We start from the raw sequence: 14,824 nt of genomic DNA on the forward strand, positions 1-14,824 counted from the left end.
CACACCTGCCGGCGATCTAACGTGTGTCAACCCGTGGGCGGTCGGCACCGGCCGGCCCTGACGAAGGATCCGTCGATGGCAATGAGTCGTGATCTCCTGCTCGCGAACCGGAATCACTCCGGCAGCCGGTACATCGGCAGGGTCGGCGGGTTGGCCGTCGCGCTGGGCATCGGCATCGCCTTGGCGAACGGATCGGCGATCGCGTCGGCCGATGACGGGCCGTCGTCCACGTCGTCTACCTCGTCGTCTACTTCGTCGGCGGCGTCGAACGCCTCGACGAACGCCGGACCGGCGGCGAAGACAGCTGCGAAAACAACCAAAGCCAAGCATAGGAAACCAGTTCGGGAACGAACCGAACGGACGCCGAGACGGAGTTCGACCTCAGAACCCACCCGCCGTACGAAGGCGCGCCACACCGCACCCGAGAGCGCGCCCGAGAACGGTGGCGAGATCCGCACTGCGGCAACGACCGTGCCACGGTCCATCAAGCCTGCCGTGTCCAAAGCGCTGGCTGCGCTCAACGTTCCGCGCGCACGGAAACCGGCGACCCGGGCCGAACGCGATCCGGTCGCCCCCGCGCCGTCGCCGGCGGCATGGGCGATGTTGGGGTGGGCGCGCCGGGAGATCGGGCACGCCGACACCCCCGCTGCGATTGCGAAGTCAGCCCCGACAACAACCGTCCACGCTCAAACCGTCTCGGCCACAATGGACACCATGGCCGCGACCGACAGTCCGCTCGCAACTCCAGAGCAGCTCGCCGCCGAGAAGGTGGCCGCCCAAACTGTGAACACCCTGCCGGTCAAGCTGATGAAGGGTGTTCTCAAGGTGGGATTCCTCTTCGCCGCCCACCAGCAGTTCCCGGGCGGACCCAATGCCCAGAACCTTGCCGAGCTGGACAATGCCGTCGACGAATTCGCCTTGGCTGCAGCGTTTCAGCAGCAGATACTCAACCCGTTGACGCCGGCCTTCGTGACCCAGGTGGCGCCGCCCCACACCTGGTTCGGGCAGTCTGCCGGTGGCACCCGCATCCTCTACGACAACCCTGACACCATCTATCGCTTCACCGGGATCAGCGCCTCCTCGGAGTATGTGATCAGGGGCCAGTTCCACGACGTCGACGGAAACGGGCAGATCGACGAGAACGAGATGCCGGCCGACACCAGCTTCAGCGTGCTCGAAGGCATCGGCGGCACCACCACGCAGATCCTGACGGTGGACGACGATTTCGAGATCAACGAGGACGGCACGTTCGAAATCACCGTCAGTGCCGAACCGGCCGCACCCGGACAGAAGAACCACTTGCAGCTCACCCCCGGATCGACCCTCATCGCATCGCGAAACACCTTGGGTGACTGGAACGAAGAACAGCCGATGAGCCTGTCGATCGAGCGGGTCGCGGGCCCACCCAACAGCCTGTTCGCCCAGTTGGGCGGCTTCACCTTCCTCGGCCCGGTGGTGAACGGGAACAAGGCGTTGACCTCTCTCGTCTCGATCATCCCGCCGGTGCCCAACATGCCGCCGGTGGTCCGCGGCACGTTCACCGCGTTGATCCTGATCGTCAGGGGTGTCAACCAGCAGGCCAAGTACATGGGCCTGGCCACGGCCGGGGCGCCCAACGTGATCAGTCAGCCCGCGAGCAACGCCGAGTTCCTGGCGAACCAGAAGCAGAGCAACGGCCACTATGAGCTCGCGGACGACGAAGCCCTGGTCGTCACCATCGACCCGGGCGACGCGGGATACTTCATCGTTCCGACGTACAACGACTGGACGATCACCGACAACTACTGGGACCGGCCGACGAGCCTGAACAACGAACAGATGGCGGTGAGGAATGCCGACGGGACCTACACCGTGGTGATCTCCCCGACGGATCCCGGTGCGGCGAACTGGGTTTCAACGGGTGGATTGAACCAGGGACTGGTCTCCATCCGATTCCAGAACATCGGCGGCGACCCGGCGAACGCGCCCCGCATCGTCGACCAGCAGGTGATGACGCACGATGAACTACGCGAGTACCTGCCGGCAGAGGACTTCGTCACACCCGCGCAACGTCAGGCACAACTCGACGCGCGCAAAGCCGGCTTCGACAAACGTTGGGCGCCATACGTTCAGGTATGACCCAGCCCGAGGTGTCGCGTCAGCAGGTCCGCGGTCGCCTGCCGCAGCAGCGTGCGGGTGATCGCGGGGTCGTCGGCGCAGCGGGAGTCGATTCGGTCGAGCGCGACGACGTCCACGAACGGATCGCCGATGTCGGTCGGCGTCAGTCGATTGGTTCCGACGATCGCCATGGTCGGCACCCCCAGTTCGGCCGCCGATCTCGCCACGGCCACCGGCGCCTTGCCACGCAGGCTCTGGGCATCGAGGCTGCCCTCACCGGTCAACACCAGCCGGGCACCGGCGATATGTCCGCGCGCGCCAAGCATGTCCAGGAACAGGTCTGCGCCCGAGCGCAGTTCGGCGCCGAGCGCAAGGCCGGCCCAGGCCAGACCTCCCGCCGCACCGGACCCGGGGGCGCGGTGCAGTCCGACACGGTCGACGGCCGGTTCTACGACTGCCGCCAGGTGCGCGAGAGACGCTGAGAGTAACCGGATCCCATCGTCGTCGGCCCCCTTCTGCCGGGCGAACACCTCTGCTGAGCCGTCGATTCCGACCATGGGAGTGTCGACATCACAGGCCATGGTCAGGTGCGCGGAGGACAGCCGGGGGTCGAGGCCGGTGGCATCGACGTCGGCCAGCGACAGCAGCCTGATTCCGGTCGGTTCAACGGGATTGCCCGCAGCGTCTCGCAGCGTCATGCCGAGCGCTGCGAGCATGCCTGCGCCACCGTCCGTCGTGGCGCTGCCACCGAGTCCCACGATGATGTGGTGAATTCCCTCGTCGAGCAGGGACCGGATCACCACTCCCACACCGTGGCTGGAGGCGGTGAGCGCATGCTCGGGGGTCAACTGAACGCCACTCATCCCGCAGATCGACGCGATCTCGACGATCGCGTGGTCGCCCTGGATTGCCGTCGTGGCCTCGATCGGTTGGCCCCACGCATCGACGGTGGGCAGATCGCGCGCAGTCCAGCCGGCCCGCAATGCCGCCTCGACACTTCCGTCTCCGCCATCGGCGATTGGCAGCGACACGCATCGCGCATCCAGCCCCACATCGGCGCAGCCGAGGGTCATCGCCGCGACCACCTCGTCGGCGGTCAGGCTGCCCTTGAACTTGTCGGGCGCGAGCACAATGCGGGCGCGGTCGGAATTCACGTGTCCTCCGTCATTGGATATTGTTCGTCAAGTTATCACAACGATAAAATGGGTTGCCCGTCTGCCGAACAATCTGCGGATACACTGAGATCTCCCCGCCGGAAGGACTGTCGGTTATGCCGATCGAGCTCAGCACCCAGTCGGTGGGCGAGGCACTCGTCGCCTCACTTCGCGAACGGATCCTGACCGAGGACATCTCCGCCGGAGTTCCGGTGACCGAGGCCGCAGTCGCGAGCGACTACGGCGTGGCGAGGCAGACGGCCAAAGCCGCGATCGAGCATCTGGTCGCTGAGGGTCTGCTGAAACGCACCGCACACCGCAGCGCGCGGGTTCCGGTTCTCGACATCGGACACGTGCAGGACCTGTACTACGCGCGCCGATTCTTCGAGAGCCGCGCCTACGAACTACTCGCGCGGAAAAGAGAACTGCCCCAAGCAGTCCGCGAGGCGCATGAGGCGTTTCACCGCGCCGCCGGCAGCGAAGACCTGGTCACCGTCGTAGAAGCCGACGTCCGTCTGCACACCGAGTTGGTGCGCGGCCTCGCCAGCCCGCACCTGGAGCGGGCACACCAACTGCTCATCAACGAGATGCGACTGTGCCTGGCCCAGGTGCAGAGCCGTCACCTACTCGACCCGGAGATCATCCACCGCGAACACGCCGGAATTTTGGCGGCCATCACCGACGGAGACGGTCAGCGGGCAGCACGATTGGGCGACGAACATCTCGAACATGCCGAACAGCGGTTGCTCGAGCACCTGAACGGCTCCGCGCCCGATCAGACGACGTAGCGCAGCACCCCGAGCATCGCCTGGTCGTCGGGCTTGTCCTGGCTCGTGCACTCGGTCAACGCGGCCCGCACACTCTCGGCGCACATATCCGTGCCGATCAGCACCAGCGTGGTACCGCGCGGTTCGGCCGCGTCCCACCGCTGCCGCTCGAACCGCAGCGAGCTACCGACCAACTGCATCACGAACTTCCGGCCGGACCCGGCCGCGCCGAAGTCGACGAAACCCTTGGCCCGATAGAGCCCGGCAGGCCGGTCCTGCAGGAAGCCCATCAGCCGGCGGGGATTCACCGGAACCTCGGAGCTGAACTCGACGCTCTGGTAGGTGGCATGCTCGTGGGAATCGTGATCGTGGGTGTCCCACAGCATTTCGTCGAGGCTGAGTTGCGCGGCCTGCGGGGCCCGCTGCGGCGGATCGATCAGCAGGGTCGGGTCGAGGCGGCCGAACTCGGTGGGCAGCACGGGAACTCGTGGATTGATTGCGGCCACCTTGTCACGCACCGCGTCCAGTTCGGCCGGCCCGACTTCGTCGGCCTTGTTGAGCACGACGAGATCGGCGACCCGTGCGCTGTGACCGAGGTCGGCGTGCCCGGATTCGACTGCGTCGATCACCAGCACCAGCCCCGCATAGTGGAACCGCTTGTCGTCGGCGGTTGCGATGGTGCGGGCCAGCGCCGCGGGTTCGGCCACCCCACTGGCCTCCACCACGATGAGGTCCAGCCGGGGCTTGACCGCCGCCAGCGTCCCGAGCATCTCGCCGGCCTCATCGGCGTCCACCGCACAGCAGATGCACCCGTTGGACAGCGAGGCCATCGCGTCGACCTGGCCTGCGATCAACATCGCGTCGATGTTCACCGCACCGAAGTCGTTCACCAGGGCGCCGATCCGCACCCCGCGGCTGTTACGCAGGAGATGGTTGAGCAGTGTCGTCTTCCCCGCGCCGAGATGGCCCGCGACCGCCAGCACGGGCACTGATCCGGTCGTCTTCACCCGGTCATCGTAGGGTCAGGCGGGCCGCTCAGAGCGGCTTGGTCGCGGCGTGTAACGCTACGATGCCTCCGGTCAGGTTGCGCCAGCGCACCTGTGACCAGCCGGCCGCGCCGATCTGTGCTGCCAACCCAGCCTGATCGGGCCAGGCCCGGATCGACTCCGCAAGATAGACATACGCGTCCGGATTGCTCGACACCGTCCGCGCCATCCGCGGCAGCGCCTGCATCAGATACTCCTTGTACAGCGTCGCGAACGGTCGATTGGTCGGCGTCGAGAACTCACACACCACCAGCCGCCCACCCGGCCGCGTCACCCGCGCCATCTCCCGCAGGCCTTCCACATGGTCGACGACATTGCGCAGCCCGAAGCTGATGGTGACCGCATCGAAGACGCCGTCGGCGAACGGCAGCCGGGTGGCGTCACCGGCCACCTTGGGCACCGGCCGCCCGGCACCCGCGGCGAGCATCCCGACAGAGAAGTCCGCCGCCACACACCACGCGCCCGAACTCGCGAGCTCGACCGTCGACACCGCGGTGCCCGCTGCCAGATCCAGCACCGTGTCGCCCGGGCCGATGCCAAGGGCCGACTTGGTCTGACGGCGCCAGAACCGGTCCTGCCCCAGCGACAGCACCGTGTTGGTGAGGTCGTAACGCCGGGCCACGGCGTCGAACATCGACGCGACTTCGTGGGGGTTCTTCTCCAGGCTCGCTCGGCTCACGCAGCCGACGCTACCTGTGAACTTCCGTAATCCGGGAATGGGGACGGCCCGCGACTCGCTGTAGCCCGACATGAGTGGAAAAGTCTGGTTCATCACTGGTGCGTCACGTGGCTTCGGCCGGGAATGGGCGATCGCGGCCCTCGAACGGGGAGACAAGGTGGCGGCCACCGCACGCGACACCGCGACACTGGCCGACCTGGCCGAGAAGTACGGCGACGCGCTGCTGCCGCTGCAGTTGGACGTGAACGACCGGGAGGCCGACTTCGCGGCGGTCAAGCAGGCCCACGACCGGTTCGGGCGGCTGGACATCGTGGTCAACAACGCCGGCTACGGACAGTTCGGGTTCATCGAGGAGCTGTCGGAGGCCGACGCCCGCGATCAGATCGAAACAAACGTCTTCGGTGCACTGTGGGTCACCCAGGCCGCGCTGCCGTTCCTGCGGGCGCAGCGCAGCGGGCACATCCTGCAGGTGTCCTCGATCGGCGGCATCACCGCATTCCCGCTGGTGGGGATGTACCACGCCTCGAAGTGGGCGCTGGAAGGCCTTTCCCAATCGCTGGCGCAGGAAGTGGCGCCGTGGGGTATCCACGTGACGCTGATCGAGCCGGGCGGGTTCTCCACCGACTGGGCCGGGTCCTCGTCCAGGCACACGACACCGCTATCGGACTACGACGAGGCCCGCGAGGCCGCACAGCGGGCCCGCAGCCAGCGCACCGCAAAATCCGGCGACCCGAAGGCGTCGGCGGCCGCGGTGCTCAAGATCGTCGACGCCGAGCAGCCACCGCTGCGGGTGTTCTTCGGTGAACTGCCGCTGCAGCTGGCCAAGGCCGACTACGAGAGCCGGCTCGCGACGTGGGAACAGTGGCAGCCGGTCTCGGTCGAAGCCCAGGGCTGAGAGCCCGACCCAACTCTGAGCGAAAAGGGAATTCTGTGTCCGCAGAGGGTGCGCCGTCGGCCGGCGCATGGGGCCTGGGCGCCGACGCCGAGGAAATCAGCCGGCTCAGCAAGACTGGGCTTGACGAGATGCCAACGGTCAACGCCGATGTTGTTCAGCAGTACGTGGCGAATAACGGGGTGATCAAGAGCGGGTTGTTCGCAGGGATGCCCGGCCTGCTTCTGCACACGAAAGGGGCAAGGTCGGGCAAGCTCAGAGTGAACCCCCTGTACAGGTTCGACTTCAGAGGTAGCTGGTATGTCATCGGCGCAGACGGAGGAAACCCCAAAACCCCCGCCTGGGTGCACAATCTGCGGGCGGAGCCTGAAACAACGGTTGAGGTCGGCACCGGGACTGCGGTGGTGACGTACGAAGTGACGGCAAGAGAGTTGCCGGAATTGGAGCGAAACCAGGTGTGGGCGGAACTGTTGCGTGAAATTCCGCATATTGCCGGCTTCCAGGCGAAAACCGACGGCCGCATGATTCCGGTGTTCGCGCTGGAGACCAAGAAGTAGCAGACGCGTTTGCCGGATCCCAGCCGGGGAACTCCCATGGCATGCCCGAGACAGTCACCCACAAGCTGATCGGTTCGCATCTGGTGTCCGGGGCGATGACACCCGGTGACGAGATCGCCATCCACATCGACCAGACGTTGACGCAGGATGCGACAGGCACGTTGGTCATGCAGGAGCTCGAGGCACTCGGGCTCGACCGCGCCCGTACCGAACTGAGCGTGCAATACGTCGACCACAACCTGTTGCAGACCGACGAGAAGAACGCCGAGGACCACGAGTACCTGCGCACCGCCGCGCAGCACTTCGGCCTGTGGTTCTCCAAGCCGGGCAACGGGGTCTCACATCCGACGCACATGCAGCGGTTCGGCATCCCGGGCAAGACCATGGTGGGTTCCGATTCGCATACCCCGGCCGCCGGGTCGTTGGGCATGTTGGCGATCGGCGTCGGGGGTTTGGAGGTGGCCCTGGCCATCGCCGGTGAGCCGTTGCACGTACGGATGCCACAGGTGTGGGGTATTCGTCTGGAAGGCACGCTGCCGCAATGGTGTTCGGCCAAGGACGTGATCCTCGAAATGTTGCGCCGCCACGACGTCAAGGGCGGCGTCAACCGGATCATGGAGTACTACGGCCCAGGGTTGGACGGCCTTTCGGCGATGGACCGCCACGTCATCGCGAACATGGGTGCCGAACTCGGAGCCACCACAACGGTGTTCCCCAGCGACCAGGTGGTGCGGGACTTCCTGATCGCCGAGGAGCGCGGCGACGACTGGATCGAGCTCGTCGCCGACGAGGGCGCCGACTATGACATCGAGGAGGTCATCGACCTCTCGCAGATCGAGCCCCTGATCGCCAAGCCCTCGTCGCCGGGCAATGTGGTGCCGGTGGCCGAGGTGGCGGGTGAACCGGTCGCGCAAGTGGTGATCGGCTCCAGCGCCAACCCCGGCCTGCGGGACTTCGCGATCGCGGCGGCGATGGTGCGTGGTCGCCAGAGCGCGCCCGAGGTTAGTTTCGATGTCAATCCGACGTCCCGCGAGATCCTGACCGACCTGACGAAAATGGGTGCGACGACCGAGCTGGTGATCAACGGCGCGCGGATCCACCAAGCGGGCTGCATGGGCTGTATCGGCATGGGTCAGGCCCCGGCGACGGGTCGTAACTCGCTGCGCACCATGCCACGGAATTTCCCCGGCCGCTCGGGCACCCGCGAAGATTCGGTGTGGCTGTGCTCGCCGGAAACTGCTGCGGCGTCGGCCATCACCGGCGTCATCACCGACCCGCGACAGTGGGCGCACGACCAGGGCGTTCCGTACCCGACTCTGAATCTGCCCGCGCGGCACAGCGTCAACACCGCCATGCTGGTCGCGCCGCTCGAGCCTGAACAGGCCCGCGCAGTCGAAATGGTCAAGGGCCCCAACATCTCCAGCCTGCCCGAACTCAGTCCGCTGCCCGACGACATCGAGGCCCCGGTGCTGCTGAAGGTGGGCGACAACATCTCCACGGACGAGATCTCCCCCGCGGGCGCACGGGCCCTGCCGTTCCGGTCCAACATTCCGAAGCTGGCGATGTTCAGCTTCACCCAGATCGACGAGTCGTATCCCGAGCGCGCGCAGGCCGCGCCGGAGACCGGCCACATCATCGTCGGCGGTGACAACTACGGGCAGGGCTCCTCTCGTGAGCACGCGGCCATCGCGCCACGCCACCTCGGGCTTCGGGTGGTCATCGCGAAGTCGTTCGCCCGTATCCACTGGCAGAACCTCGCCAACTTCGGTGTGCTGGCCCTGGAGTTCGCCGACGCCGCCGACTACGACACCGTGGCGCAGGACGACGTGCTGGCCCTCACCGGGCTCCGCCGGGCACTCGGTGACGGCGAACCGATCACGGTCCGCAACACCACCCGGGACACGTCATTTCCGGTGCGGCACCGGCTGTCCGAGCGCCAGGTCCAACACGTGTTGGCCGGTGGCCTGATCCCCTGGCTTGCGACGCAACACCCGTAACTTTCCCCGGGCGAGCAGACAGTTACGTACCGTGGAACGCGCATTCCGAGGTACCGCAGCGTCTGCTCGCGCAGGAAAACTAGGCCGCCTGGAGCCGGTACCGGCCCTGCACCGCTTCGTAGTGGCCGATCAGCTCGTCACAGATGGCAGGCCAGGTCCGACTGAGCACGCTGCGGCGGGCGGCACGTGCGTAGCGGGGCCGCTCGGCGATCAGATGCTCGGCAGCCGCGGGCAGGCCGGCCTCGAACTCGTTGACCGGGAGCAGCAGCCCGGTGCGGTACGGGCTCACCAGATCTCGCGGACCACCGGCGTCCGGGGCAATCACCGGCACCCCCGAGGCCATCGCCTCCTGCACTGCCTGGCAGAACGTCTCATGCTCACCGGGGTGGACGAACACGTCCATGCTCGCGTAGGCGGCAGCCAGCGCCGGACCGTGCAACTCTCCGGTGAAAACCGCTGAGGGCAACACTGATTCAAGCTTGGCACGGTCGATGCCGTCACCGACGACCACGAGCTGCAAATCCTCGCGTCGCCCCAGCGCAGCCAGGCGTTCCACATGCTTCTCCGGCGCCAGCCGTCCGACGAAACCGACGATCGACTTACCGGCCGGCGACCACGCCGCGCGCAACCGCTCATCACGGGCCGACGGGGCGAAGCCCGTGATGTCGACGCCACGCCCCCACCGAAACACCCGTGGAACATGATGGGCGGCAAGGTTTTCCATCGCCGACGTGGACGGCGCCAGGGTGCGGTCGGCGCGACTGTGCAGATGGCGCGTCCACGCCCACGCCGCCCGCGATGCGACGCCCATGCCGTAACTCTCGGCGAAACCGGCCACGTCGGTCTGGAACACCGCCACGGTCGGCACACCGAGGTGACGGGCCGCGTGCAACCCGCCGTATCCCAGCAACGCCGGGGATGCCAGATGCACCACGTCGGGCGCGAATCCGCGCAGCACCCGGACCATCTGGGGCCGCGGCACCCCCAGGGGCAGCGACGTGACCTTCGGGAACATCCGCGAGGGCACCCGGTGCACACGGATACCCTCGTATATCCGCTCGGCAGGGGGCTGCTGGCGCGGCGTGTCCGGCGCGATGACGAGCGCTTCGTGACCGGTGCGGCGGAGATGCTCGAGCACCCGAAGCACCGAGTTGGTGACGCCGTTGACATTCGGGAGGAACGACTCTGCGACGATTGCAACGCGCACGTCACGATGCTCCCAGTCACAGCTGTCGACTAGGTTGCCGCCGGGGATACGACACGCAAAAACCTGATACGCCCGACTAGGGTTGCCGACATGCGGTTATCGCGAACCCTGGGCGTGGTGTTGGCGGCGGTAGCGCTGACCACCGGCGGCTGCACCCGACTGATCGACGGCGCGGCCCAGGCGAACCACGCCCCACCGCCCAGCGAGATCACCGAGGACGGCGCCGGGATCCTCATCGGCTACCCGGATGCCGCGGTCCGCATCGAGGTGTTCACCGAGCCGCAGTGCCCGGCCTGCGCCCGGCTGCAGGAGGATTTCGGGGCGGCGATGGGTGACTACATCGGTCAGGGCGAGCTCGCCGTGACCTACCGCCCGTTGACCTTCCTCGACCGTGGCACCGACTATTCGGCCCGGGTCAGCAACGCCATGTTCCTGGCCGCAGGCGACGGCACGAAAGGTGCGGCGTTCCAGGCTTTCGTCGAGGACCTGTGGGGCCACCAGCAGCCCGAGGGCTCACCCGGACCGACCGATGACGAGCTGGCCGACATGGCGCGCGAAAGCGGTGTCGGCGCCGATCAGATCGACAAGATCGCCGCGGGCACCGAGGGCGTCGACGCGGAACTGATGTCGGAGCAGAATGTCGACCTGCTCCGTGAGTTCGTTCTCGATGTGGGCACCCCGACCATCTACAACCTGGTCGACGACGAGCAGGTGGACATCGACGACGACTGGCTGTCGCAGTTGATGAAGCGTTCTAGGAATTGAGCCGTCGCTGGAACAGCGACAACCCGACCAACCCCACACCGGCCACCAGCCAGCCCACCACCGCGATGGATCCGGCCGGAACGATTGCCAGCGAGGCGTTACGGTCCCGCACCCGCACCAGGTCCGGGTCGTTCTTGTCGTACTCGACATAGATCCGCATCCCGGTATCGAGTTCGGACGGATACAGCACCCCGAGCTCCGGACGGTAGGTCACGCGGTCGGGCGTCACGAACTCGATCGTCGAGCGTCGTGGGCCGGCGCTGAGCACCTCCGCGGCCGCCACGCCCATGTTGCGCTCGATCTGCCGGTCATTGCGCCACGCGCCCATCACCAACAGTGCCGACTGCAGCGTCACCAGGCAGGCGGCGAGCACGATGCCGATCCGGACGCGCCGGATGATGCGCTCGGACCGGCTCTCCCCCGGCTCACCGTAGAGATGCGGCAGGACAGGCTGCACCCACGCTTTCAACCGGTTGACCAGGCCCGACACCTTCACAGGGCGGCCTTGATCGATGCGTGCAGAGCACGCAGCGATGACCGGTCGGCCTTCACCTCCAACACCCGCATGCCATCGAAGGGTTCGTCGAGGGCCGCACCGAGCGCGTCGACCTCCACCTGACTGCTCTCCACGTGGTAGGCCCGGCACAGCGCGCCGACGTCCACATCGTGCGGGGTGCCGAAGACCCGTGACGACACGTCGGAGAACCGCGGATCGCCCTGCTCGAGCAGTTCGAAGATGCCTCCGCCGTTGTCGTTGGACACCACGATGGTCAGGCTGCGCGGCGTCGGCTCGGTGGGGCCGATCAGCAGCCCGGAGCTGTCATGGACGAACGTCAGGTCGCCGATCAGCGCGATGGTCCGACCGGTGTGCGCGAGGGCCGCGCCGATCGCCGTCGACACCGTACCGTCGATGCCCGCGACGCCACGATTGGAGCGCACCTTCACTTCTTGCGGGTCCAGCCCGACCAGGGCGGCGTCCCGCACCGGGTTCGACGCGCCAAGCACCAGCTGATCCCCGGGCCGCAGCGCGTCGGCCACCGCCGCGGCGACGTGCAGACCGGTGGTCAACGGGTGGGCCGCGAGCTGCTGGCGTACCGCGGCCACCGCCTGCCGGTTCACCTGGGCGCAGCGCTGCAACCAGGCGGGGTTCGGTGTGCCGGAGGTGACCGCCCGGGTGCCGTTGGCCTGCGAGTTCCCCGACACATCCGGCCAGCGGGGTCCGGTGGTGAGCGCGTACACCGGCACCGCCGGATCGGCCAGCAGCGTGGACACCGGGCGGTGCAGCGTCGGGCGGCCCAGCATGATCACCTGCTTCGGATGCACCAGCCGCAGCGCCATCGGGTGCAGCGGATTGGCCGCGGGCGGCGCGGTCGGCTCGGCCACCGTGGGCAGCTCGGCCAGGTTGGGATGCGCGCCGGCGCCGTGTCCGGCGATGACGACGGTGTCCGGGGTGAGGTCGATGTCCAGGGGCTGGTCGAAGGTCACCGGCGGGGTGTGGGTCCACGGTTTGCCGTCCGGGCGACCCGGCGGGAACGACGCGTCCGCCGTATCGGGCACGAGGGGCTCGCGAAGCGGGATGTCGAACTGCACCGGTCCGGCGTTGGCGGTGCGGGCGCCGGTGGCGGCCACCAGAACCCGGCACGTCGCCGAGCGCCACTGGGCGTTGAGTGTGGTCAGGTCGACGGGCGCGGCACCGCTGAATTCGGGGGCCAGCCCGAGGCTGATGTTCGCCCGCACTTGGGTGCCGAAATAGCCGAGCTGTTCGAAGGTCTGGTTGGACCCGGTGCCGAGCAGTTCATAGGGCCGGTTGGCGCTCAGCACGATCAGCGGCACCCGGGCGTAGTTGGCCTCCACCACCGCGGGGCCCAGGTTGGCGACCGCGGTGCCCGAGGTCATCGCGATACAGACCGGGGCGCGCTCGGCCACCGCCAGCCCGATCGCCAGGTAACCGGCGGTGCGCTCATCGATGCGGACATGCAGCCGGATACGCCCGGCCCGGTCGGCGTCGGACAGCGCGAAGGCCAACGGCGCGTTGCGCGAGCCCGGGCACAGCACGATGTCGCGGACACCGCCGCGAATCAGTTCGTCGACGACGACGCGGGCCTGTGCCGTCGATGGGTTCACCACACCACCTTATTCGTCGCCCTATTCAGCGAAGAACTTGAGGATCGCGGCGTTGACTTCCTGCGGTTTCTCGATGAACCCCAGGTGACCGGTGTCGGGTATCTCCAGGAACCGCCCGGTGGGAATGGCGTCGGCCACCTCACGGCCCAGGTGCGGCGGCAGCACCACGTCGTCGGCGAAGCCGATCACCAGTACCGGGACCTTGATGTGCTGATATGCCGGCAGCCGGTTGCCTTCCGGGGCCACCGCGAGCTGGCTGCGCAAACCCGGGGTGTCCTTGGTGGGCCACATGGTGAACATTTCCGCCCAGTCGACGACAGCACGGTCGTCGTTGAGTGTCTTCGGTGAGAAGTTCTCCAGCAGACGGATTTTCGCGTCATAGCTCGGCGGCAGCGTGACATTGGCGTCGATGAGTGCCCGTTCGGCGTTGTGGAAGAACTCGCGAGCCTTGTCGTGGCGGCCCCGGGTGGCCATCAGCACCGCGTGCGTGACCAGTTCCGGCCGGGCCACCATCAACTCCTGGGCGATGAACGAGCCCATCGACACCCCGACGACCCGGACCGGCCCACCGACCACCTTGTCGATGAGTGCGGCGGTGTCGGTCACCACCTGCTCGGTGGTGAAGCCACTCGCGTTCTCGGTGGCGCCGATCCCGCGGTTGTCGAAGGTGATCACGCGGTAGCCGGCCCGCTGGAACTCCGGCACCTGGTGCAGATGCCAGGTGCGGCCGGCGCCGCCGCGACCGGCGATGAACAGCACCGGGTCGCCTTTTCCTCGGTCGTCGAAAGCCAGATTCACCCGGCCGACGCTACTGGACGGCGACGTTCCCGCGACCGCGGAGCTTGCGCAGACCCTGTTCCCAGGCCAGCGCGACCGTCGCCTTCAACGGTTCGGGCTTCATCACATCCCTGCTGAGCAGCGCCGTTGCGCCGGCCTTGGTGGTGGCTGAGGCCTTGGAGGCGTGCCCGGAGTCGAAGGGTGGCTGCGGGTCGTATTCGATCAGCAGCTGGATGGCCTTGGCCTTGGCTTCCCCGCCGATCTGCCCGGCCAGCCAGATGCCCAGGTCGATGCCCGCCGACACGCCCGCCGCGGTGACCACGTTGCCTTCGCGCACGATCCGTTGGTCGCTCACGGGGGTGACGCCGAACATCTTGAGTGCGCTGAGTGCCGACCAGTGCGAGGTGGCGCGTTTACCGTCGAGCAGTCCGGCCGCTGCCAGCAGCACCGACCCGGTGCACACCGACACGGTCCAGGTGGTGCCGGGATACACCTGGCGGAGCCAATCGAGCGCCTTCTCATCGCGCGCCGCGGCCATCGTGCCCGGTCCCCCTGGCACCAGTACGACGTCGGGCGACGGAGTCTCGTCGAACGAGTGGGTGGCGCCGACCATCAGTACCCCGGAGTCCGCGGTGACGGGTCCGGGCTCATGCCACACGAACCGGACCTCGGCATCGGGCAGGTTGCGCAACACCTCGTAAGGGCCGATGAAATCCAGCGCGGTGAAGCTGGGGTACAACACGATGGCGATTTGCATGATGT

Annotated in this window: 15 protein-coding genes; 6 read left to right on the forward strand and 9 right to left on the reverse strand. The window is 67.3% G+C overall.

All coding sequences use genetic code 11. From position 1 onward, the window contains the following. Positions 1-113 precede the first annotated feature (113 nt). Positions 114-326 carry a hypothetical protein gene (locus M1247_RS11050; protein WP_317156359.1) on the reverse strand — a complete coding sequence of 71 codons (213 nt, stop codon included), beginning with the start codon at positions 324-326 and terminating at the stop codon, positions 114-116. 169 nt (positions 327-495) lie between these two features. On the opposite strand from M1247_RS11050, the gene M1247_RS11055 reads away from it, so the two are divergent. Then, entirely contained in the window at positions 496-2,118 is a 1,623-nt protein-coding gene (locus tag M1247_RS11055) for a DUF1214 domain-containing protein (protein ID WP_317156360.1), read from the forward strand. On the opposite strand, the gene M1247_RS11060 is transcribed toward M1247_RS11055, so the two are convergent. After that, positions 2,109-3,251 carry a glycerate kinase gene (locus tag M1247_RS11060; RefSeq protein WP_317156361.1) on the reverse strand — a complete coding sequence of 381 codons (1,143 nt, stop codon included), beginning with the start codon at positions 3,249-3,251 and terminating at the stop codon, positions 2,109-2,111. The genes M1247_RS11055 and M1247_RS11060 overlap by 10 nt on opposite strands. Before the next feature lie 116 nt (positions 3,252-3,367). Between M1247_RS11060 and M1247_RS11065 the strand changes: the two genes are divergently transcribed. Beyond that, positions 3,368-4,039: a GntR family transcriptional regulator gene (locus tag M1247_RS11065; protein WP_317156362.1), complete on the forward strand. Its 672-nt coding sequence runs from the start codon at positions 3,368-3,370 to the stop codon at positions 4,037-4,039. On the opposite strand, the gene M1247_RS11070 is transcribed toward M1247_RS11065, so the two are convergent. After that, complete coding sequence (locus M1247_RS11070; RefSeq protein ID WP_317156363.1) at positions 4,027-5,025, reverse strand: CobW family GTP-binding protein; 999 nt, start codon at positions 5,023-5,025, stop codon at positions 4,027-4,029. The genes M1247_RS11065 and M1247_RS11070 overlap by 13 nt on opposite strands. Before the next feature lie 28 nt (positions 5,026-5,053). Continuing rightward, the gene (locus M1247_RS11075; protein ID WP_317156364.1) at positions 5,054-5,743 is read right to left on the reverse strand and encodes a demethylmenaquinone methyltransferase; all 690 of its coding nucleotides are present in this window, start codon (positions 5,741-5,743) and stop codon (positions 5,054-5,056) included. A gap of 70 nt (positions 5,744-5,813) precedes the next feature. Here M1247_RS11075 and M1247_RS11080 point away from each other — a divergent pair, with 70 nt between their 5' ends. Genes M1247_RS11080 through M1247_RS11090 form a run of 3 tightly spaced genes read left to right on the forward strand, consistent with a single transcriptional unit; the run spans position 5,814 to position 9,189 of the window. Then, the gene (locus M1247_RS11080; protein WP_317156365.1) at positions 5,814-6,638 is read left to right on the forward strand and encodes an SDR family oxidoreductase; all 825 of its coding nucleotides are present in this window, start codon (positions 5,814-5,816) and stop codon (positions 6,636-6,638) included. 35 nt (positions 6,639-6,673) lie between these two features. Beyond that, positions 6,674-7,192, forward strand: a complete 519-nt coding sequence (locus M1247_RS11085; protein WP_317156366.1) for a nitroreductase/quinone reductase family protein — start codon at positions 6,674-6,676, stop codon at positions 7,190-7,192. Positions 7,193-7,233: 41 nt separating this feature from the next. Further along, the gene (locus tag M1247_RS11090) at positions 7,234-9,189 is read left to right on the forward strand and encodes an aconitate hydratase (protein WP_317156367.1); all 1,956 of its coding nucleotides are present in this window, start codon (positions 7,234-7,236) and stop codon (positions 9,187-9,189) included. 79 nt (positions 9,190-9,268) lie between these two features. Here the strand turns inward: M1247_RS11090 and M1247_RS11095 are convergent, their stop codons facing one another. After that, complete coding sequence (locus tag M1247_RS11095; protein WP_317156368.1) at positions 9,269-10,396, reverse strand: glycosyltransferase family 4 protein; 1,128 nt, start codon at positions 10,394-10,396, stop codon at positions 9,269-9,271. A gap of 90 nt (positions 10,397-10,486) precedes the next feature. Between M1247_RS11095 and M1247_RS11100 the strand changes: the two genes are divergently transcribed. Next, complete coding sequence (locus tag M1247_RS11100) at positions 10,487-11,161, forward strand: DsbA family protein (RefSeq protein ID WP_317156369.1); 675 nt, start codon at positions 10,487-10,489, stop codon at positions 11,159-11,161. Here the strand turns inward: M1247_RS11100 and M1247_RS11105 are convergent. From M1247_RS11105 to M1247_RS11120, 4 genes are read right to left on the reverse strand one after another with little or no spacing between them, the layout of a single operon-like run. Then, on the reverse strand, positions 11,151-11,651 hold the full coding sequence (locus M1247_RS11105; RefSeq protein ID WP_410506861.1) for a DUF3592 domain-containing protein: 501 nt from the start codon (positions 11,649-11,651) through the stop codon (positions 11,151-11,153). The genes M1247_RS11100 and M1247_RS11105 overlap by 11 nt on opposite strands. Before the next feature lie 2 nt (positions 11,652-11,653). After that, on the reverse strand, positions 11,654-13,285 hold the full coding sequence (gene menD / locus M1247_RS11110; protein ID WP_317156371.1) for a 2-succinyl-5-enolpyruvyl-6-hydroxy-3-cyclohexene-1-carboxylic-acid synthase: 1,632 nt from the start codon (positions 13,283-13,285) through the stop codon (positions 11,654-11,656). Positions 13,286-13,306: 21 nt separating this feature from the next. Continuing rightward, the gene (locus tag M1247_RS11115; RefSeq protein ID WP_317156372.1) at positions 13,307-14,083 is read right to left on the reverse strand and encodes an alpha/beta fold hydrolase; all 777 of its coding nucleotides are present in this window, start codon (positions 14,081-14,083) and stop codon (positions 13,307-13,309) included. Between the two features lie 10 nt (positions 14,084-14,093). Beyond that, entirely contained in the window at positions 14,094-14,819 is a 726-nt protein-coding gene (locus M1247_RS11120) for a DJ-1/PfpI family protein (protein WP_317156373.1), read from the reverse strand. Between the last annotated feature and the right edge of the window lie 5 nt (positions 14,820-14,824).

Source organism: Mycobacterium appelbergii (genome assembly GCF_032883035.1).
Taxonomy (GTDB): domain Bacteria; phylum Actinomycetota; class Actinomycetes; order Mycobacteriales; family Mycobacteriaceae; genus Mycobacterium; species Mycobacterium appelbergii.